This window comes from Bartonella tamiae Th239, from assembly GCF_000278275.1.
In the GTDB taxonomy this organism is placed as follows: Bacteria; Pseudomonadota; Alphaproteobacteria; order Rhizobiales; family Rhizobiaceae; genus Bartonella; species Bartonella tamiae.
The window spans coordinates 1,562,098-1,581,828 of sequence record NZ_JH725147.1 but is presented as its reverse complement, the minus strand read 5'-3'; the positions used below and the strand labels follow the sequence as shown (position 1 = coordinate 1,581,828).

At 35.4% G+C, this 19,731-nt stretch carries 21 protein-coding genes and 1 tRNA gene; 17 read left to right on the top strand and 5 right to left on the bottom strand.

Going from position 1 to position 19,731, the window contains the following annotated elements; translation table 11 throughout:
* Positions 1-42 precede the first annotated feature (42 nt).
* The 5 genes from ME5_RS07160 (at position 43) to ME5_RS07140 (ending at position 6,029) form a co-directional block, all read left to right on the top strand.
* Entirely contained in the window at positions 43-1,092 is a 1,050-nt protein-coding gene (locus tag ME5_RS07160; RefSeq protein WP_008039765.1) for an enoyl-CoA hydratase/isomerase family protein, read from the top strand.
* The gene (locus tag ME5_RS07155; protein WP_008039764.1) at positions 1,092-1,523 is read left to right on the top strand and encodes a DUF6163 family protein; all 432 of its coding nucleotides are present in this window, start codon (positions 1,092-1,094) and stop codon (positions 1,521-1,523) included. The genes ME5_RS07160 and ME5_RS07155 overlap by 1 nt, the downstream gene beginning before the upstream one ends.
* Positions 1,524-1,654: 131 nt before the next feature.
* Complete coding sequence (locus ME5_RS07150) at positions 1,655-2,956, top strand: L,D-transpeptidase family protein (RefSeq protein WP_425338829.1); 1,302 nt, start codon at positions 1,655-1,657, stop codon at positions 2,954-2,956.
* A gap of 215 nt (positions 2,957-3,171) precedes the next feature.
* Positions 3,172-4,833: a hypothetical protein gene (locus ME5_RS07145; RefSeq protein WP_008039762.1), complete on the top strand. Its 1,662-nt coding sequence runs from the start codon at positions 3,172-3,174 to the stop codon at positions 4,831-4,833.
* A gap of 116 nt (positions 4,834-4,949) precedes the next feature.
* Positions 4,950-6,029, top strand: coding sequence for a COX15/CtaA family protein (locus ME5_RS07140; RefSeq protein ID WP_008039761.1), 1,080 nt, complete (start codon positions 4,950-4,952; stop codon positions 6,027-6,029).
* Positions 6,030-6,097: 68 nt separating this feature from the next.
* On the opposite strand, the gene argC is transcribed toward ME5_RS07140, so the two are convergent.
* Positions 6,098-7,036 (bottom strand): N-acetyl-gamma-glutamyl-phosphate reductase, encoded by a 939-nt coding sequence (gene argC, locus ME5_RS07135; protein ID WP_008039760.1) that lies wholly within the window; start codon positions 7,034-7,036, stop codon positions 6,098-6,100.
* Positions 7,037-7,490: 454 nt separating this feature from the next.
* Here argC and glyA point away from each other — a divergent pair, with 454 nt between their 5' ends.
* The 6 genes from glyA (at position 7,491) to nusB (ending at position 12,109) form a co-directional block, all read left to right on the top strand.
* The gene (gene glyA, locus ME5_RS07130; RefSeq protein WP_008039759.1) at positions 7,491-8,801 is read left to right on the top strand and encodes a serine hydroxymethyltransferase; all 1,311 of its coding nucleotides are present in this window, start codon (positions 7,491-7,493) and stop codon (positions 8,799-8,801) included.
* Positions 8,802-8,817: 16 nt separating this feature from the next.
* Positions 8,818-9,303, top strand: a complete 486-nt coding sequence (gene nrdR / locus ME5_RS07125; RefSeq protein WP_008039758.1) for a transcriptional regulator NrdR — start codon at positions 8,818-8,820, stop codon at positions 9,301-9,303.
* Positions 9,293-10,420 carry a bifunctional diaminohydroxyphosphoribosylaminopyrimidine deaminase/5-amino-6-(5-phosphoribosylamino)uracil reductase RibD gene (ribD, locus tag ME5_RS07120; RefSeq protein ID WP_008039752.1) on the top strand — a complete coding sequence of 376 codons (1,128 nt, stop codon included), beginning with the start codon at positions 9,293-9,295 and terminating at the stop codon, positions 10,418-10,420. Before nrdR ends, ribD begins: the two co-directional genes overlap by 11 nt.
* On the top strand, positions 10,393-11,001 hold the full coding sequence (locus ME5_RS07115; RefSeq protein WP_008039750.1) for a riboflavin synthase: 609 nt from the start codon (positions 10,393-10,395) through the stop codon (positions 10,999-11,001). Before ribD ends, ME5_RS07115 begins: the two co-directional genes overlap by 28 nt.
* A 177-nt stretch (positions 11,002-11,178) precedes the next feature.
* A complete protein-coding gene (locus ME5_RS07110; protein WP_008039748.1) occupies positions 11,179-11,637 on the top strand; it encodes a 6,7-dimethyl-8-ribityllumazine synthase in 459 nt (152 codons plus the stop codon).
* Complete coding sequence (gene nusB / locus ME5_RS07105) at positions 11,630-12,109, top strand: transcription antitermination factor NusB (protein ID WP_008039745.1); 480 nt, start codon at positions 11,630-11,632, stop codon at positions 12,107-12,109. Before ME5_RS07110 ends, nusB begins: the two co-directional genes overlap by 8 nt.
* 117 nt (positions 12,110-12,226) lie before the next feature.
* Here nusB and ME5_RS07100 read toward each other — a convergent pair whose 3' ends face one another.
* Complete coding sequence (locus ME5_RS07100) at positions 12,227-12,670, bottom strand: outer membrane protein assembly factor BamE (RefSeq protein WP_425338814.1); 444 nt, start codon at positions 12,668-12,670, stop codon at positions 12,227-12,229.
* A gap of 381 nt (positions 12,671-13,051) precedes the next feature.
* Between ME5_RS07100 and ME5_RS07095 the strand changes: the two genes are divergently transcribed.
* From ME5_RS07095 to ME5_RS07075, 5 genes are all read left to right on the top strand, one after another.
* The gene (locus ME5_RS07095) at positions 13,052-13,609 is read left to right on the top strand and encodes a DUF177 domain-containing protein (protein ID WP_051016469.1); all 558 of its coding nucleotides are present in this window, start codon (positions 13,052-13,054) and stop codon (positions 13,607-13,609) included.
* Between the two features lie 132 nt (positions 13,610-13,741).
* The gene (gene plsX / locus ME5_RS07090) at positions 13,742-14,803 is read left to right on the top strand and encodes a phosphate acyltransferase PlsX (protein ID WP_008039740.1); all 1,062 of its coding nucleotides are present in this window, start codon (positions 13,742-13,744) and stop codon (positions 14,801-14,803) included.
* A 36-nt stretch (positions 14,804-14,839) separates the two neighbouring features.
* Positions 14,840-15,814, top strand: coding sequence for a beta-ketoacyl-ACP synthase III (locus tag ME5_RS07085; RefSeq protein ID WP_008039738.1), 975 nt, complete (start codon positions 14,840-14,842; stop codon positions 15,812-15,814).
* A 70-nt stretch (positions 15,815-15,884) separates the two neighbouring features.
* Positions 15,885-16,193 (top strand): integration host factor subunit alpha, encoded by a 309-nt coding sequence (locus ME5_RS07080; protein WP_008039737.1) that lies wholly within the window; start codon positions 15,885-15,887, stop codon positions 16,191-16,193.
* Between the two features lie 122 nt (positions 16,194-16,315).
* Complete coding sequence (locus tag ME5_RS07075; protein ID WP_008039736.1) at positions 16,316-16,819, top strand: MerR family transcriptional regulator; 504 nt, start codon at positions 16,316-16,318, stop codon at positions 16,817-16,819.
* Positions 16,820-17,123: 304 nt separating this feature from the next.
* Here ME5_RS07075 and gpt read toward each other — a convergent pair whose 3' ends face one another.
* The 3 genes from gpt to ME5_RS07060 form a co-directional block, all read right to left on the bottom strand.
* Positions 17,124-17,621 carry a xanthine phosphoribosyltransferase gene (gene gpt, locus ME5_RS07070; RefSeq protein ID WP_008039732.1) on the bottom strand — a complete coding sequence of 166 codons (498 nt, stop codon included), beginning with the start codon at positions 17,619-17,621 and terminating at the stop codon, positions 17,124-17,126.
* Positions 17,622-17,815: 194 nt separating this feature from the next.
* Positions 17,816-18,574, bottom strand: coding sequence for a competence/damage-inducible protein A (locus ME5_RS07065; protein ID WP_008039730.1), 759 nt, complete (start codon positions 18,572-18,574; stop codon positions 17,816-17,818).
* 248 nt (positions 18,575-18,822) lie between these two features.
* On the bottom strand, positions 18,823-19,059 hold the full coding sequence (locus tag ME5_RS07060; RefSeq protein WP_008039727.1) for a DUF2171 domain-containing protein: 237 nt from the start codon (positions 19,057-19,059) through the stop codon (positions 18,823-18,825).
* Between the two features lie 201 nt (positions 19,060-19,260).
* Here ME5_RS07060 and ME5_RS07055 point away from each other — a divergent pair.
* Positions 19,261-19,336 (top strand) — tRNA-Lys (locus tag ME5_RS07055).
* Positions 19,337-19,731 lie beyond the last annotated feature (395 nt).

Below are 19,731 nucleotides of genomic sequence, written 5' to 3'. Positions count from 1 at the left end.
TGACTTTCAATATCGCAAGATATTCGAAAAGGAGAGTGTGTCATGATAAATGATTTTGGTGGTGGTCAAGATATAAAATTTATTAAAGAAGGTCGTGCAGGGATTATTCAGCTTACACGACCACAGGCTCTTAATGCTTTGAGTCATCAAATGATACAAGCGATGGAGAAAGCACTACGTCACTGGGAAAACGATAATGATGTTGATTGTGTGTTAATAGAGGGTGAAGGACGGGCATTTTGTTCAGGCGGAGATGTGGTTGACGCTTATATTGCGGGTAAAAAAGGCCAACCTGCATATGAATATTTTTCTGATGAATATCGTTTAAATGCCTATATTGCAAAATTTCCTAAGCCATATATTGCTTTATTGGATGGGCTTTGTATGGGGGGGGGAGCAGGTATCTCTCTCCATGGGTCACACAGAATTGTCACACAAAATACTCTTTTTGCTATGCCAGAAAGTGCAATCGGTTTTTTTACTGATGTGGGTTCAGGTCATTTTTTGCCACGTCTTCAAGGATCTTACGGTATTTATTTGGCGTTAACGGGAGGAGAATGTCATGCGGGTGATTGCCTTCAGATAGGGCTTGGAACACATGCTGTTTCACATGATAATCTTGATTCTTTAAAAAAGAAAATTATTAAAGAGGGTAATCCTCGACCTGCTCTTGAGCTTTTTAGTACTGAAATAAATTTTGAAACCAGTGCTGAAACACGTGCTCTTATACATGAGTGTTTTGGTGTTAAAACATTTGACGAATGTTTGCAAATTTTAGAGAAAAAACGACAAGAGGAAAATGAGTTCGCAAAAACGAGCTTAAATATGATTAAATTGCGATCTCCAACAAGTTTGAAAGTTATTTGGCGTCATTTGCAAGAGTGTAAATCACTTATGCTTAATGATTGCCTAAAAATTGAAAATCGTATTGCACATCATATGTTGGATGGACATGATTTTTACGAAGGCGTTCGCGCAGCTTTAATTGATAAAGACAAAAATCCTCAATGGTCACCCAGTGATTTATCATTTATTAACGATGAAATGGTTGATACTTATTTTCAACCCATTAATAATGAATTGGTTTTATAATGGATAATCAACTTCGCCAAATTGATAAAATTGATTTATTATCGCTGTCTTTTGGTCTTTATCTTCGTTTTTTGGCGTTAATTTGCTTAATTTTTGGGTGTATGTATTGGACAAGATTGATAGGTCTTTTTCCAGGAGAGCTGTGGCGCATTGATACTATGCCCATGCAGTGGCAAACTTTGTGTGGTGCATTGGCTGTTATTTATCCCGTTGCTGCAATTGGCCTTTGGTTAAGGTCACCTTGGGGGGTTATTTTATGGATTTTTGCAGCTTTTTGTGAATCTTTAGTTTTCACAGTCTATCAGTCAAGTTTTATCTATATGCCGTCTATTGCTTTTTTGCAGGGCATATTATTTTTAGGCTTTCTTGCGTTTCAAGTCGCTATTTTTTATAAAAAACGTCAAAAAGATATTATAAATACGGAATATTGAGAGCGCTGCGTTATGCTTGTTTAAAGTAAAATTTTAAGCATCATAAAGACATAATGTCGTGAAATAGTAATATCTTATCATTATCTTTGTATTGAATGATTTTATAAATGCACAGTATGACAAATTGGAACATGCCTATGACTGACAATCCTTTGAAAATAGACAAAAATAATCGATATAATCGTCGTCTTATTTTAAAATCTTTGCTTTCAATAAGTATGGCTTCAGTTTTGGTACCTGCAACAGCGCGGGCACAAAATTTGAATCTCTTTGTAGATAATAGGCGAGGGCTTTGGGAAGAAGATTTCGATGTTGCAACAAATACTGCATTATCTGTGTCATCAAATATTCCTGTTCTCAGTCAACCATGTTTGACTGAAACGCACAATTCTATTTTGCAATATCAAGATATTGTGAGCCATGGTGGTTGGCCAATCGTTCCATCGCAACAAGGAACGATGCGATTAGGTATGATTCACCCATCTGTTTCACTTTTACGTCAAAGATTAATCGTATCGGGTGACTTGGATCACAATGTAAGTTCTTCACAGTCATTCGATACTTACGTTGAGACTGCGATTAAACGATTTCAGGCTCGTCACGGCTTGCCTGAAGATGGTTTGGTTGGAACGACAACGTATAAGGCTTTAAATGTTGATGCTTCGATAAGACTTATGCAATTAAAAAATAATTATAAACGCTTATCGAATAAAGTTAAAGTAGTTTCGAGAGAAAATCGCTTTGTTATGGTCAATATTCCAGCTGCGCAGATCGAAGCAATTGAAAATGCTGCTGTCGTTCAACGTCATACGGCAATCGTAGGAAAAATTGATCGTCAAACACCTATATTAGATTCTAAAATTAATCAGATTATATTGAATCCATTTTGGACGGTTCCAAAATCCATCATACGTAAAGATATTATTCCATTAATGCAAAAACAACCATCGTATTTAACGGATAATAATATTCATCTTTATAATAATAAAGGTCAAGAAGTTTCGCCTGAAAATGTTAATTGGAATAGCGATGAAGCTGTTGGTCTAATGTTTCGCCAAGATCCTGGTAAAATTAATGCGATGTCGTCGACAAAAATTAATTTTTCAAATCCCTATGCCGTTTATATGCATGATACACCGCAACAAACCTTGTTTAATAATCTTATGCGTTTTGATTCATCGGGCTGTGTGAGAATACAAAACATCCGTGACTTAAATGCATGGATTTTAAAAAATACTCCGAATTGGGATCGACAAAAGATGGAAACTGTTATTGCATCACGACAAAACACGCCAATCAATATTTCAGATCCTATCCCTTTGCATTTTGTTTATATTTCGGCATGGGCCACGGGCAAGGGGGCTACTCAATTTCGGGATGATATTTATCATATGGATGGCTCAAAAGAGCTTGCCTTTGATACTGCCATTTGAATGAGCAGTGAAGCCATTCAAAATTAAAAGAAATTTTCTTTTATTAACGATATAGTTAATCATTTCATCTATCTGTAGGCTATGTTACAAGTGCTAGATGATATTCAATGACAATAACAGTAAAATATGATCGTTTTATAAGATCTTTTATACCGCAAAATTTGCTGTTAGTTTTGCTCTTCACTTGTCTTTGGTGTTCATTGGTTTGGATTTATATGGTGTCACAGCCTAAACAGGTTGAAGCGACAACAACTATAAATGTTGAAAACATTTCCAAAATGCCTTTAAAAAAGGAAGATTATGAAAAAATTACCGCTTTGTTTCTTTCGGATGCGGTTTTTCTTGATACCGTAGCTTATTTTAATGAGCAGGTAAGTGCTTTTACTAAACAGCGTTTTTACAACTCGATCAGTCTTTCAAAAAGCGATTATGGAATTGTTTTGTCTTTTTTTGATTTTCAAAAAGATAAAGCTGAAAATGGTTTGACAGCATGGCTTAAGGCTATTGATAAACAAGTTCAAAATTTTAATATTATTCAACATCAAAGTGATTCATCAGAAGAGCTTTCCATTCTTTATAAAGCAATCAAAGATCTTATAAATGAATTTAAAAAAGATATGGATAATGCAGTTGGTACACATCCAAATTCGTCAGAAATAAATAGGCAATATGCGTTATATTTTGAAGTTTTAAGCAAAAAAATATTTTACGATGCAGCGGTCAAAACCCTCGAAAATGGTTTATCTGAAAATCGTTCGCCACTTTTTCTTGAACTCATATCCGATGATAAAATTGTTTCTCAATTAACTGTTAAACTTAATCAATTGAATCAACAATTGTCACATATGCAGACCCAACTTGCAGATGATAATCCACAAATACAAGCCATGAAAGCTGAAAAGCAGACACTTGAAAAGGAGCAACGTAAAGCTATAACACTTGCTGTGGAAAGGCTTTATTCTAAGCGACAGATCGCAAGTGATATAGAAATTGATTTTCGCAAAGAGTTTATAGAAATCAGAGGTGATAGACGTAAAATTGAGTGTATTTTTGAAAATATTGAGAAAAAACTTGATACATTATTTTCAAATTTTAAAAAAACATACAAACTGGATGCAGCAATTGCGATGAACAAATTTCGTATTGTTCAGAAAAATCCAATTAATTTTAAATATCAATCAGTGTTTTTAACTTATAAATATTTACTTTTTGGTTCGTCTTTAGCACTTTTTGTTGGTTTATGGTTTGGTTCTCTGTTTATCGAAAAATGGTATGTTAAAAGACGTTATCAACGTGCTCATCGTCAACTAAGTGATCAAAAATCAGATCATCAAAACGATCCTGGTTTTTCTATAAAAGTCGTATCAGTGGATGAAACTCTCGCCCTTTTAGCAAAATTGAAAGCGCATAAAGTTCTTTTTGTAGGAGAGGGGGCAGCTCAAGGAGCCGCACAGATTGCTTTTCGTTTAAAAAATGAGCAAAACTCTATTTTAATTGTTGATATATGTTCAAAAGAAATAGAAAAATTAATTGGTCTTCATCGTGGTTTTGTTGACGTTTTAACGAAGGAAGCACAACTTTCTGAAGTTATCTATCATGACTATGATACCGATGTGGATATTTTACCTCAAGGCCTTGCTCAATCAGAGCTTGTAAGTAGTTTTATTAATGATATTCCAAATCTTATTCAAAAAATAAATGAAACTTATGATCAGATATTATTTGTTATCGAAACTCCTCCTCCTTATGCTATGGAGGCTTTTTTCAATCTAAGCGATTGTATTATAATTGCACAAAAAGCAAAAAAAGAAACGGATCAATGGATGTATGAATTTGATCAAAAAAATGAAAAGCCTGTGGTTAAATTGTTATTTTAAAGAAAGAGCTTGTGACGGCTTGCCGCATCTTTCTTAGTATTTTAATCGTACAATTTAAGTAAAATGAATTATAAAAAATGTGACCGAAAATTTATAAATTGAGTCTCTTTAAAATTATGCTTTTTGCCAATCAAACTGTAAATATTGCACCTGAAATCATAGCTAATCGTAGAGCCATTCGTATTTGGCTTTATGGAATCTTAATTTTATGCCTTGCAATTGTTATGGTTGGTGGTGCAACGCGTATGACTGGATCAGGACTTTCTATAACGGAATGGAAGCCTATACACGGTGTTATACCTCCAATAGGGCACGATCAGTGGCAAGAAGAATTTTCGAAATATCAACAAATTGCTCAATATAAATTTATTAATCAAGGAATGACACTTCATCAATTTCAAAATATCTTTTGGTGGGAATGGGCGCATCGCATATTAGCACGGTTGGTTGGTCTCGTTGCTCTGTTAGGTCTGGTTTATTTTTGGATAACAAAAAAGATTGAAAAATTAATTTTACCCCAGTTAATTACGGTTCCCTTACTCATTGGTGTTCAAGGTGCTATTGGTTGGTGGATGGTTGCTTCAGGGCTTGGAGCAAGTGATCTAACCAGTGTAAGCCAATACCGTTTGGCAATTCACCTAGTAACAGCCTGTTTTGTGGTTGTTTTTGTTACATATGTAGCGCGAGGTTTAGTGTGGTATTCAGAAAAACCAGCGAGTAAAAGTATACAAAGTTTTGCTGGTTGGCTGGTATTTTTCGTGTTGATTCAAATCTATCTTGGAGCTTTAGTTGCGGGGCTACATGCTGGGAAAGTCTATAACACTTGGCCGCTTATGGATGGACAATTTATTCCTTATGGCTTAATGCTTGATGATCCTATTTGGCGCAATTTTTTTGAAAATCGTTTAACGGTACAATTTATTCATCGCTTCTTTGCCTATTTTCTTTTAATTGCTGTCTTGTTTCACGCAGTATTTGTTGAAAAATTTGCATCACATACGACGCATGCACGTCGTGCTATGATCTTTTTGCTTATGATAATTGCTCAAGCAATTTTTGGTATCATCACATTGTTGACAGAAGTTCCAATAAGTTGGGGGCTTATTCATCAAGCATTTGCACTTGTTATATTATGTTTTGCGGTTGGCCATTGGCGTGCAACTAAAGGTGCATATCCTTTACCAACGAATAAATAAGTCAATAATCATAATTTATAAATTCTGGAATTCAAGTTTTTTTATTTAACCATAAATTTTTAAAATGCTCATGCACCCAACAACAGATTAAGATTTTGTACTGCAGCGCCAGATGAACCTTTACCAAGATTATCAAGCACAGCAGTTAAATTGAATATTCCTTCTTTTTCATTTCCGAAGATATAAATTTTCATTTTATCCGTATTTAACATCATTTCTGGATCAAGACGATTTATTTCTAAGGCTTCTTGTTGTGTGGAAATCGAGATAATTTTCTGATTTGCATAATGATTTAAAAATATCTCATATAAATTTTCTATTTTTACAGATTTTTTGAAGAGTGTTTTGTGTAATGGTAAATGAACAATCATACCTTGGGCAAAACGTCCGACACTTGGAAGAAATAAAGGAGTGTTTTTTAGAAGTGCATGTTTTTTGATTTCAGCAGTATGCTTATGTTGCAAATTTAAACTATAAGTGAAAAAGTTTGCAGCGATTGCATCATCTTTTGATGCATTTTCCATTTGCTCTATAAGTTGCTTGCCACCACCTGAATAACCAGAAACAGCATTGATCGAAATTGGATAATCCTCATCTATTATTCCTGCTTCTCTAAGCGGGCGAATAAGACTAATGGCCCCCGTTGGATAACAGCCGGGATTTGATATAAATTGTGCATCTGCAATCCGCTTTATTTGTCCAGTTGTCATTTCACCAAAACCATAGACCCAATGAGGATTGGTTCTAAATGCACTTGAACTATCAATAATGCGTGTTGTTATATTGGTACTTAACTGATTGATTGTATCTTTTGCAGCAGTATCTGGTAAGCATAAAATAGCAATGTCTGCTGTATTGAGCCTATCTAAACGAGATGATAAATCATGACGTTCATCATGCGGAAGGGTCAAAAGATTAATGTCTGAACGATTAGAAAGAAGACGTCTTATTTTTAGTCCAGTTGTTCCATGTTCACCGTCGATAAAAACTGTTAATGGTGTTTTCATAAAATGACCTTCACTTAGAACAACGTTATTTTTTCTTTTGTTTAATGACAAGAGGAACAGCTTCATCAAAGAATAATATTAAGGACAAAAGATATGAAATTACAAGAGAAAAATATTTTGTTATTATATTAGAGATGAGAGATTATCAAAAGTACCAAAAAGCATTCATTTTTTTCGTTTGTTGATAAAAGAATATAATAAAAATATGGTGTGTTAATTTCATAAATTAAATAAATATTATATATATTTGATGCAGATTTTATCGCAATGTCAAGCTGTCACAAATTTATAGAAAAATTTATTTCATACGATATTTCGAAGTCAATATGAAACTGACAAATAAGTACAGACCAAAATTTTAGACGGTGTGGAATAATGCACAAAATATTTGGTTGTGGAGCTTTGCTGTGTTATTTGCATTATTATAATTTTTTACATTTATAGGATCCATCTCATGAGCGACCAAGTAAACTCAAACCAAAAGCATTTTTTCAATGATGACCTTCAAACAGCTGATATTGAGATTTTTGATGCTATTCGTGGTGAACTCGTTCGCCAACGTCATGAGATAGAGCTGATCGCTTCAGAAAACATTGTTTCGCGCGCAGTATTAGAAGCGCAAGGTTCTGTAATGACCAATAAATATGCTGAAGGATATCCAGGTAAACGCTATTATGGTGGGTGTGAATTTGCAGATATCGTAGAAACACTTGCAATAGAACGCGCAAAAAAATTGTTTGGTGCTTCATTTGTTAATGTGCAACCCAATTCAGGCAGCCAAATGAATCAAGCTGTGTTTTTTGCTCTATTACAACCCGGTGATACATTTATGGGACTTGATCTTAATTCAGGTGGACATCTAACACATGGTTCACCTGTTAACATGTCAGGCAAGTGGTTTAATGTTGTCTCTTACGGTGTGCGTCAAGAAGACCAATTAATAGATATGGATGAGGTAGCGCGTATTGCAAAAGAAACAAAACCTAAACTTATCCTTGCCGGTGGTACAGCTTACTCTCGCTTTTGGGATTGGAAGCATTTTCGTGAAATTGCGGATGAAATTGGCGCTTATTTGATGGTCGATATGGCTCATATTTCTGGATTGGTTGCTGGCGGTGTTCATCCCTCACCAGTACCTTATGCCCATGTTGTGACGACGACAACCCATAAATCATTGCGTGGTCCTCGTGGGGGAATGATTTTAACCAATGATGAAATTATTGCTAAAAAAATAAACTCTGCGGTGTTTCCAGGAATACAAGGTGGACCTTTAATGCATGTTATTGCCGCAAAAGCAGTTGCTTTTAAGGAAGCATTGCAACCGTCTTTTAAAACCTATGCAAGCAATGTTGTCGCCAATGCAAAAACACTGGCTGAAAGTTTAAAGAAACATGGACTTGATATTGTATCAGGAGGTACGGACAATCACTTGATGTTGGTAGATTTGAGACCTAAAAATGCAACAGGAAAACGTGCCGAAAGTGCTTTGGGAAGAGCAAATATTACATGTAATAAAAATGGTATTCCATATGATCCTGAAAAACCATTTGTAACATCTGGTGTACGCTTGGGAACGCCCGCTGCGACAACACGTGGATTTGGAACAGATGAGTTTAATGAAATAGGTGCTTTGATTTCTGAGGTTCTTGATGGATTGAAAACTGCAAATTCTGACGAGGGAAATAGTGCTGTTGAAGCAGGCGTCAAGAAAAAAGTAGAAGAGATGATAGAACGTTTTCCACTTTATTCTTATTTAGGTTCATAAATTTTAGGAGCCTCTTATGCGTTGCCCGTATTGCCAGTCTGAAGACACGCAAGTGAAAGATTCTCGACCAGCAGAAGATGGTTCAGTTATTAGAAGACGCCGTAATTGTTCAGTTTGTGGAGGACGTTTTACAACATTTGAACGTGTTCAGTTGCGTGAAATCACGGTTGTAAAAAAAAGTGGACGTCGTGTCGCTTTTGATCGTGATAAACTTATGCGTTCTGTTGAGATCGCAGTTAGAAAGCGTGATCTTGACCAAGAACGTATTGAAAGAGCAATTTCTGGCATTGTGCGACAGTTAGAAAGCTCAGGAGAGCCAGAAGTCACTTCGGAGTCAATTGGACATTTCGTTATGGAAGCTTTAAAAGGTATCGACGATATTGCTTATATTCGTTTTGCTTCAGTCTATCGTAATTTTAGTACTGCAAGTGATTTTCACAATGTGATTGATGAAATTTCTGATGGTGAAAATATTATAGATAACTATAAAAATGACACATAAAGTAGCAGATGAGCGCTATATGGCAGCTGCCATTCGGTTGGCAAATTGGAACGTCGGATTAACGGCGCAAAATCCCTCAGTCGGTGCTATTATCGTCTCAAAGGATAATGAAAAAATTGTTGGACATGGTGTAACAGCGCCATCAGGTCGTCCGCATGCCGAACTGCAGGCACTCGAAATGGCAGGATCTCAAGCTCAAGATGGAACTGCTTATGTTACTCTTGAGCCATGCGCTCACTATGGAAAAACACCTCCATGCGCATATGCACTTGTTAATGCTGGAATTAAACGCGTTGTTATTGCATTTTTGGATCCTGATAAACGTGTTAATGGGCAAGGTGTTGCTATTTTAGAAAATGCTGGCATTTCTATAACCAAGCATATTCAAACTCATCAAGCATTTGAAACTCTCAGTGCATATTTGATCCGCAAAATATATCATCGTCCTGAAGTTACTCTAAAAATGGCTGTTTCAGCCGATGGTGGTATTGGGTTGATAGGGAAGGGGCATGTCAAAATTAGTAATCATATGAGTCATGCATATAATCACCTTTTAAGAGCCAGAAATGATGCCATTATGATTGGTGTTAAAACGATTATTGCTGATAATCCTGAATTAACGTGTCGTTTGCCTGGTTTGTCAAATCGTTCGCCCGCTCGTATTATAGTTGATCCTCATTTGCGCATCCCATTAGGCAGTCATATCATAAAAACAGCACATGAAATTCCAACATATGTATTTTCTTACGAAGAATCATCTTCATCAAAAGTCGCAAACATACTTAAAAAAAAGGATGTAAAGTTATTTTTCTTTCCAAAAAAAGATAATAAAATAATGCCAGAAGATATGCTGAGTATACTGTCTTCTCTAGATATAAGTAGTCTTCTTATTGAAGGTGGCACATATACGGCTTATAGTTTTCTTAATGATCACTTGGTTGATAAAATTAATCTTTTTCAAAGTAACTTAAATTTGGGTGGGAAGCTTATAAAAGCCCCCGATTTTGATAACATATTGATTGATTTTAAAAAAATCAATGAAGCGCGATTTGATGAGGATTGTTATAGTGAATGGAGATGTGACACAAAATGTTTACGGGAATTATCACGGATATAGGTACGGTTGAATCTGTTGTTTCATTAAATGAAGGAAAACGTATTCAAGTCAAAACGCATTATGATGCAGATACGATAGAAATTGGAGCCTCTATTGCTTGCGCAGGAATATGTCTAACCGTTGTGGAAACGGATAAATATGATGAAAATCTTTCTTTTTTTATTGTTGAAGCTTGGGAAGAAGCCATGCGCTTGACGACAATTGATCATTGGACTCAAGGCACAAAAATAAATCTTGAACGTTCTTTAAAGCTTGGTGATGAGATGGGAGGACATCTCGTCTCTGGGCATGTTGATGGATTGGCAAAGATTATTGAAACTCAACATGAGGGAGATGCAAAGCGGTTTCGTTTGCAAGTGCCAAAAGAACTCTCCCCTTTCATTGCTCGTAAGGGATCAGTGTCCCTAAATGGTACATCTTTGACGGTTAATGAAGTCTGTGATGATATTTTTGATATTTTAATTATTCGTCATACTCTAAAAGTGACAACATGGGGAACGTCTTGCGAAGGCGACTTTGTCAATATTGAAATTGACCAACTTGCCCGTTATGCAGCCCGTTTATCTGGTTATAAAGAATAAAATAAATCATTATAGAATATATAACGTCGCGCTTTTTTCTTTTATATTTTTACTATTTAAATTTAAAACGATCTTTCGCTTTTGAACAAACTCATTTAGATCATTAAAAAAAGTATTAAAAAGATAAGCGACTCTTTTGTCGCCTCTTTATTCTTGATTGAGAAGAGGAAGTGAAACATGGCTAAAGAAAAGCATAAAAAACCTCATATTTTAATAGTTGAGGCGCGTTTTTATGATGCATTATCTGATTCTCTCATTACTGGTGCAACCAAAGTTTTACAAAAAGCTCATGCAAGTTTCGACATCATAACGGTGCCTGGTGCACTTGAGATTCCAGCAGCCATTGCATATGCACATAAAAGTGAAAATCATTATGATGGGTATGTTGCACTTGGATGTGTGATCCGTGGTGAAACATATCACTTTGAAATTGTTGCAAATGAATCATCTCGTGCTCTTATGGAGTTAAGTATAAACAAACGATTGGCCATCGGAAATGGTATTCTAACTGTTGAAAATGAAGAACAGGCATGGGCGCGCGCTAAAGAAGATGAAAAAAACAAAGGCGGATTTGCCAGTCATGCGGCGTTACGCATGATTGCTTTAAAAAAAGAGTTTGGAGTTAATTTTGATTGATACATCCAGTGTAAAACAAAAATTCGTGCGTACAGCAAATAAACGCGGTGCTGCACGATTGGCTGCTGTTCAAGCACTTTACCAGATGGATGTGGCAGGCACTGGTGTTATGGAAACAGCGGCTGAATATGAAGCGTTTCGTTTGGGACAGGAGGTTGATGGCAATCAATATCTTGATGCTGATCCTCAATGGTTTCGTATTATAATTTCTGGAGTTGTCAAAGAGCAAAAAACATTAGATCCGCTTATAAGAAAGCGTTTACCTGAAGATTGGCCTTTATCACGCATAGATTCAACACTTCGTGCGATATTACGAGCGGGTTTATGGGAAATAAAAAGCCGGAAGGATGTTCCTGTTGCTGTTATTGTTAATGAATATGTTGATATTGCAAAAGCTTTTTTTGATGGTGAAGAGCCTCGTCTTGTCAATGCTGTTTTAGACCGTTTGGCTAAAGATCTACGCTCAGCATGAGTAACGTAACATAAAATCTATTTTATGCAGCCTATAATATCATTTGGTTATTTTCTAGTATTTAAAAAAATTTAGCGCCAAATGGCGCTAAAATTATGGGTATTAAAAAATTTAAAATTATCTACCAATCGTTGGTAGATTTGGAGTGCCTGCAGATCCTTCAATTAATTGAGATAAGAAAGACTGATCTCTTCCACCTGTTGGTGTGGTTTGAGATATTGTATCAAATAATTTACCGTCTTGCAGTCCATAATTGGATATTTTTTCAATTTGTCCGTCCTTATTAAAATAAATCGCTAAAATTTTTCTGTCTATAATTTTAGGCTTCATAAATTGTGCGCCGCGATAACGAGTTTGCGACATATAATAAAAGACTTCATTATCGTAAATTGCTGTTAATGATGGAGACCCTAAAGCAAGAAGAACTTGATCACGGCTTGATCCGACAGGTACTGAGTCCAAAGCTGCTTGATCCAATACATAGCCTTCCGTATAGGTTGAACTTGTATTGAGAATGTCTGTTGATGAACATGCAGTTATCGCCATTGCAGTGGCTGTCATCAAACTAATCAGCAATGCACACTTAGCTTGATTATTTACGCGGAACATATGAAACAATGACATCTCCATTTTAATATGGTGGAGGAAACTCTCCTGTTCTGTCTCTTGCCTAAACTACCTTTAACAAGTTTGCAAGAGATTGTATTGAATAGGTTGAGTTATTATCTTAATCCAAAATATTTAATTATAAAAAAATCACGATTGATCTGAACGAAAGAATAAACAAAATTATGACTGTAAAATGACCATTTTAAAATTGGAATAAATTCTTAGTATTGAAAAAATGAATTCATCGTTAAAAAATCAGTAGAATCTTTTAATAATGAGATGATAAAAATATTTATTGGATAGAGTGTATTGGGTGAATTATTTAAGAGTAAGATGGAAAAAAAAATATTTAATACGAAAAACGACGGGTTGAGTTATAGTATTCATGTACGTTCTCTTCCCTTAAAGGGGTACAATGTTCATTTGTCTGCCCATGAAAACGAATGCAATAAATTGGCACAAAACCACGGTTTAATTGATGTCAAATTTTTTGAAAGTGAGCTTAAAATTCTTCCTTGGAAAAAACGGGGTGTTCGTGTTAAAGGTTTTTTTAAAGCTAAAATTACACAGCATTGCGTTGTCAGTCTTGAACCCGTTGAAAGTACACTTCACGAAAAAGTTGAAACTATTTTTCTTCCACAAGATTCACGGTTGGTAAAGCCTGATGTCGTAGATGAAAGTGGTGAGCTTTTTTTGGATTCTGATGGTCCTGATGCGCCAGAAATCTTTACGGGTGATATAATTGATGTGGGCCATGTTTTGGAAGAGTTTTTTGAACTTTCCATTGACCCTTATCCTCGTAAACAGCATTTCAACTGGAAAAATAAAATTGAAATAATCGATGAAATGGATAAAATTTCACCTTTTGCAGCACTGAAAAAGCTGAAATAAATTTTTGTTTATAAATTAAGTGTTGTATGATGACGTAAATACGGTATTTTCAAACAAAGTTTTGAGACAAATCGGCTGGGGGCCTTTTTGTCTAACAGATGGTTTAATCTGAAATTTATAGGACATAGACGTGTGATCAGAATTTCTGTGGATGCAATGGGGGGCGATTACGGCCCTGACATTACGATTGCTGGTGCTGCAATTGCGCAAAAAAAAATTCCTAATATTCATCAAATTTTCTACGGTATTGCTGAAGTTGTTGAGCCTGTTTTGAAAAAATATCCTGAATTAGCAGCTGTATCAACATTTGTACCAACCGAAACTTATACGCGTATGGATGAAAAGCCGAGTCAAGCTTTGAGAAATGGGCGCGGTAAATCATCGATGTGGTATGCTGTTGAAGCGGTTAAAAATGGCGAAGCGGATGCTTGTGTATCTGCTGGTAATACAGGCGCTCTTATGGCTATGTCATATTTTTGTTTAAGAATGATGGCAGAAGCGGAAAGACCAGGTATTGCAGGTGTTTGGCCAACATTGCGCGGTGAAAGTATTGTTTTGGATATTGGTGCGTCCATTGGCGCGTCAGCTGATCATTTGGTTGATCTTGCTGTTATGGGGGCTGGTATGTATCGCGCACTTTATCATACGCAATGTCCAACCATTGGTCTTTTGAATGTTGGTGTTGAAGAGGTCAAAGGGTTGGATGAAGTGAAACAAGCAGGATTAATGTTGCGTGAAGTCCATTTGGAAGGCCTCGAATATAAAGGATTTGTTGAAGGTAATGACATTGGTAATGGAACGGTCGATGTCGTTGTAACGGAGGGGTTTTCAGGAAATATTGCACTAAAAGCGGCTGAAGGAACTGCGCGTCAAATGGCAAAAATATTGCGTGATGCTATGAAAAAATCTATTTTTTCACGTCTTGGATATATTTTTTCTCGTGGTGCATTTCGACAATTAAAACAAAAAATGGATCCTGGCCGTGTGAATGGTGGTGTATTGCTTGGTTTAAATGGTGTTGTTATAAAAAGTCATGGTGGAACGGATGCTGATGGTTTTGCATCGGCAATTCGTGTTGGTTATGAAATGGTCAATAATAGATTATTAGAAACAATCGCTCATGATTTAAGAGATTTTCATCAAAAAAAGCCTGTTTTATTGAAACAGGAAAATAATACTGCTCTTAATATTTAAATAAAAATGTACTTTGCTGCATAAGGAATAAATTAAATGATCAGATCTGCTATATGCGGCATTGGCACTGCTCTGCCAGAGAAAAAAGTCTTAAATGGCGACCTTGAAAATATTGTGGCGACATCGGATGAATGGATTGTTCAAAGAACAGGGATTAAACAAAGATATATAGCAAATGAAAAGGAAACAACTGTATCCTTAGGTGTTGAGGCATCTAAAAATGCATTGAAAAATGCAAATTTAACGATTGATGATATTGATTGTATCATATTAGCGACATCAACACCTAATCATACATTTCCTGCTTCTGCTGTAGAAATTCAGCAAGCACTTGGAATGAAGCATGGATTTGCATTTGACATTCAAGCAGTTTGTTCAGGATTTATCTATGCTCTTACAACTGCAGATCTTTATTTACAAGGTAAAATGGCACGACGCGCTTTAGTAATTGGTGCTGAAACATTTTCTCGTATTTTAGATTGGTCTGATCGGTCAACATGTGTTTTATTCGGCGATGGGGCAGGTGCAGTTATTTTAGAAGCTTTGGACGATCAAACGGGAACAAATGAGGATCGCGGTATTTTAGTTTCAAAGATTCGCTCTGATGGTGAACATGTCAATAAGCTTTATGTTGATGGTGGGCCTTCAACAACGCAAACAACTGGAAAATTGCGTATGGAGGGACGCGAAGTTTTTAAATACGCCGTTGGAATGATTACCGATGTTGTTGATGATTGTTTTGTCGCAACTGGATTAACTGCGCAAGAATTGGATTGGTTTGTCCCTCATCAAGCTAATAAACGTATCATTGATGCTTCAGCAAAAAAACTTGGCATTGCGGATGAAAAAGTTGTCGTTACAGTAGGTTTACATGGCAACACCTCAGCCGCTTCAGTACCATTAGCACTTGCTCATGCAGTCAATGCAGGCAAAATCAAAAAAAATGATCTTGTTATGTTAGAAGCAATGGGAGGTGGATTTACATGGGGTGCAATTCTTATTCGTTGGTAACACGAACACGCTTGACCAATATAAAATAAACTTTATAAGTTTTTTTATAGATTAAGAGGTGGAAGTTAGTATGGTTAAAACGGTAACACGTGCAGATTTAGCTGATGCTATTTGCAAAAATGTTGGTTTATCGCGAACGGAATCGGCGGCTCTTGTTGAAATGATTATCGATGAAGTGTGTGAGTCTATTGTAAAAGGTGACACCGTTAAACTATCGTCTTTTGCTACATTTCATGTTCGTGATAAAGGTGAGCGTATTGGAAGAAATCCCAAGACGGGAGAAGAGGTTCCCATTTCTCCACGTCGTGTTATGACATTTAAGGCATCTAATGTTCTTAAGCAAAGGATTCTTGATTCTCATCGCGCAAAAAAAGGGTAGATCAGAATAGTTTGACTATAAAATATTCGTGTCATTGTGGTATAATCATCTTCATTGATAAATGTGAACATCATTTATAGTTTAATTTTTTTGTTAAAATAATATATAAAAGAGGTTGTGGAATGGATAAAAGCCCTGACGCATTTCGTACTATTAGCGAAGTGGGCGAAATTTTAGATCTTCCACAACATGTTCTTCGTTTTTGGGAAACACGTTTTAGCCAAATTAAACCTTTAAAAAGGGGCGGCGGGCGTAGATATTATAGACCAAACGATATTGATCTATTAAAAGGAATACGTCAATTATTATATGGACAAGGTTACACGATTAAAGGTGTGCAACGTTTGTTAAAAGAAAATGGTGTTGCCTTTATTGTCGCTATTGGCAAAGGGGATATTAGTGCAATTGAGACGATTGCACAAAAAAAACTTCAAGAAGAAACAAATGAAAGTAAGCAGGACTCTGAAAAACCTGTTGCAAAAAGTCTTTTCAGTTTTATGAAAATTGACGCAGAGGCACCTATTGGAAAGGCTAAAAATAAAAACGGGAAAGATGATAAAGCGCTTTTACAAGAAACACTTTTTGAACTCATAGAATGCAAACGTGTATTGGATAGAGCACGTTAATTATCTGAAATTTATATTAAAAAAAAGTGATTGATTGTTTTCAATCATATAAAGACTGAATATTTTTTTATTTTTAAATCCTAAAAATTACAATTTTATTGAATCTTTGACTGGATAAAGTCCAACATATACGTTGCTAAAATATCTCATTATTTCAACATTCACTCATAATGTTATTTATTGAGATTTTTTTCAACGATTTGGTTAAATAAAAAGGTTTCCAATAGGTTATAATCAAATATTTAAAAATCTATTAAATTCTTCATTGTTTTTATAAGTTATCTATATGTACTTTACGCCATCATCAGCCTGCATCTGAATCTGCTATAGGCTTTTGAAAACTATATCCCATATCCCACGGAAAATATATCCATGTATCTTGGCTCACTTCAGTCACAAAAGTGTCAACCAAGTCTCTGCCTTGTGGTTTTGCATAAACCGTTGCAAAATGCGCTTTAGGGATCATCTCGCGAACAACCTTTGCTGTTTTTCCTGTATCGGTAAGGTCATCAATGACTAAAATATTGTCACCACCATTTTCTTTTAATTCATCACTGATTCCTTTTAATACAACCATATCTGATTGGGTTAAATAATCATGATAGGAAGCAATGCAAACAGTCTCAATCATACGTATCCCGAGTTCACGACAAATAATAGCTGCTGGAACCAATCCACCGCGTGTGATGGCAACCATTGCACGCCATTCTTTTTTATGCCCTGCAATTCTCCATGCTAATGCCCGTGCATCTCGGTGAAACTGATCCCAACTTACAGGGAAAGCTTTATCTGGCAGTGACATTTTTAGCTCCTAAAAAAATAATAGATTTGCTAGGTGTTTTAAACCGACTCTTAATAAAAAAACAAGATCAATTGAGTGTTTATAATTGGCTTATAAAACAAAAAAAATTGTTATGACTAATTGTTTTTAAATTTAAAATTTTTAAATTTTTAGTCTTTAATTTTACGCTTTATTATTATCAGTTCATATGGGATTTATACATTGTCATATTTTTCATTAATCATTGAACGAACCTCATAAACTGCTTTTTCTAAATCTTTTTTTGAACGTGAACGAACAATAAGATCTAAAGAAAAGCCATTTTCATCAAAATGAGGATAAGAGCCAATAATGGTATTTTCGTTGTTTTCTTGAATCTTTCTTAGCGGCTCAGCAATGACACCTTCACCAAATGGGCAAGCTATTGAAACGAAAAGATAAGGTTTTCCCTTTTTAAGTTGAGGAAGAATCTTGACAACCATTTCTTTAAATATATTAGGCACTCCAGCCATTACGTAGACGTTTTCAATGCTAAAACCAGGCGCACCAGAAATGGAATTTTCTATGATTTGGCAGCCTTCTGGCATGCGTGTCATCAGACGTCGTGATTGTGTATATTCAACATTGCGATCATTATAATAAGCGCGCAATATATCGTCGGCTCTTTTATCATAAATACATTGGCGTGAAAAAGCTTTTGACACAGCAAGCGCTGTCATGTCGTCGTGTGTTGGTCCTATTCCGCCAGATGTAAATATATAATTGTATTTTAAGCGTAATGAGTTTACCGTATCAACGATAATATCGACATCATCAGGAATGATTCGTACTTCTTTTAAATCAATTCCAATGACGGTTAATTCATCAGCTAAGAAACCTATATTTTTATCTTTCGTTCTTCCTGATAAAAGTTCATCACCAATAGCAATCATTGCCGCAGTAATGTCATCCTTGTTATTTGAGGAATTGGTCATTGTGATCTCCGTTCCTAGCTTGCATATAACATCAGAGTTTAGGATTAACATCAATAATATTTGGTCAAATACATCATTAATTCGTCATAAGATTATACAAAATATTGTATGCAGGCATTGTTTAAATGAAAACCTCACAATAATGCGCATGATGAACGTAACATGAAAAAAACCCCAGTGTAGATCTCACTGGGATTACCATTGATAAAGAAATATTGTGGTAGCGAATCAAAATTGCGCTTTTTTCATTATTGTTTTGATTCAATAGTGACAGCAACATCGGCTTTAGCAGAAAGTCTTACTTTTTTATCTTCGACATCAGCCACGAGATTGAGTGGAATGAAACGATGCTCACCCTCGACCTGACCATTATCTTTTTTGGTAAGCTTTATTTTATCACTTTCTACACGATCTACAGTGCCAACATGTACGCCATCTGCACCGATGACTTCGAAATGTTCTCCAATTTGTCTCTGTATATCCATAGTGCAATCCTTTCATAACTATAGTTATTTAAAACGCCTCACTTTAAAAATCGATGCATGAATGAAATAATTATGTTAAAAAATACGTTAAGTGTCGGCTGAAAATATTATTTTTAAATTTTTTAAAAAAATCTATTGACCAAATGACAAGTCGCCCGTATGTTCCGCGCACTTTCTGTAGGAAAATCATTCCAAATAAGAGAGCGCGTAGCTCAGCTGGTAGAGCAACTGACTTTTAATCAGTAGGTCCAGGGTTCGAATCCCTGCGCGCTCACCATTCCTATATGTTTAAGTTTTTTTTGCACTGTCTTTTCAACCTATAAAATTTTAATAACGTTGATTTTTGTGTATTTATTCAAAAACTTATACATTCAGCTTAAATTATTCGATTTTCCTAACCTTATATTTGCCAGTTAAAGTAAATTACATAATCAGATTATTAATGCATTTATTAACGCTATAAATTGATTTTTCGCATTATAAATTATTAAATATTTCTTAATGTTACTCTATGTGATAAAAATTTTTAAAAAATTGGTTTATAGACTGTGCTCGATAGTTTTGCAAAATAGAGCATTAAAATATAGGGTCTTTAATAATAGACAGGCGGTTGCATGTTGAATAAATCGAAATTATGTCAATTATCGAAAATAAAAAATATAATTTTCAGTT

Coding starts and splice junctions, on each gene's coding strand:
- ME5_RS07085 (WP_008039738.1), top strand. CDS start 14,840: ATGATCAGATCTGCTATATGCGGCATTGGCACTGCTCTGCCAGAGAAA.
- ME5_RS07080 (WP_008039737.1), top strand. CDS start 15,885: ATGGTTAAAACGGTAACACGTGCAGATTTAGCTGATGCTATTTGCAAA.
- ME5_RS07150 (WP_425338829.1), top strand. CDS start 1,655: ATGCCTATGACTGACAATCCTTTGAAAATAGACAAAAATAATCGATAT.
- ME5_RS07160 (WP_008039765.1), top strand. CDS start 43: ATGATAAATGATTTTGGTGGTGGTCAAGATATAAAATTTATTAAAGAA.
- ME5_RS07110 (WP_008039748.1), top strand. CDS start 11,179: ATGGCTAAAGAAAAGCATAAAAAACCTCATATTTTAATAGTTGAGGCG.
- argC (WP_008039760.1), bottom strand. CDS start 7,036: ATGAAAACACCATTAACAGTTTTTATCGACGGTGAACATGGAACAACT.
- gpt (WP_008039732.1), bottom strand. CDS start 17,621: ATGTCACTGCCAGATAAAGCTTTCCCTGTAAGTTGGGATCAGTTTCAC.
- glyA (WP_008039759.1), top strand. CDS start 7,491: ATGAGCGACCAAGTAAACTCAAACCAAAAGCATTTTTTCAATGATGAC.
- ME5_RS07145 (WP_008039762.1), top strand. CDS start 3,172: ATGGTGTCACAGCCTAAACAGGTTGAAGCGACAACAACTATAAATGTT.
- nrdR (WP_008039758.1), top strand. CDS start 8,818: ATGCGTTGCCCGTATTGCCAGTCTGAAGACACGCAAGTGAAAGATTCT.
- ME5_RS07075 (WP_008039736.1), top strand. CDS start 16,316: ATGGATAAAAGCCCTGACGCATTTCGTACTATTAGCGAAGTGGGCGAA.
- ME5_RS07060 (WP_008039727.1), bottom strand. CDS start 19,059: ATGGATATACAGAGACAAATTGGAGAACATTTCGAAGTCATCGGTGCA.
- ME5_RS07095 (WP_051016469.1), top strand. CDS start 13,052: ATGGAAAAAAAAATATTTAATACGAAAAACGACGGGTTGAGTTATAGT.
- ME5_RS07115 (WP_008039750.1), top strand. CDS start 10,393: ATGTTTACGGGAATTATCACGGATATAGGTACGGTTGAATCTGTTGTT.
- ME5_RS07065 (WP_008039730.1), bottom strand. CDS start 18,574: ATGACCAATTCCTCAAATAACAAGGATGACATTACTGCGGCAATGATT.
- ME5_RS07155 (WP_008039764.1), top strand. CDS start 1,092: ATGGATAATCAACTTCGCCAAATTGATAAAATTGATTTATTATCGCTG.
- ME5_RS07100 (WP_425338814.1), bottom strand. CDS start 12,670: ATGACAGCCACTGCAATGGCGATAACTGCATGTTCATCAACAGACATT.
- ME5_RS07140 (WP_008039761.1), top strand. CDS start 4,950: ATGCTTTTTGCCAATCAAACTGTAAATATTGCACCTGAAATCATAGCT.
- ribD (WP_008039752.1), top strand. CDS start 9,293: ATGACACATAAAGTAGCAGATGAGCGCTATATGGCAGCTGCCATTCGG.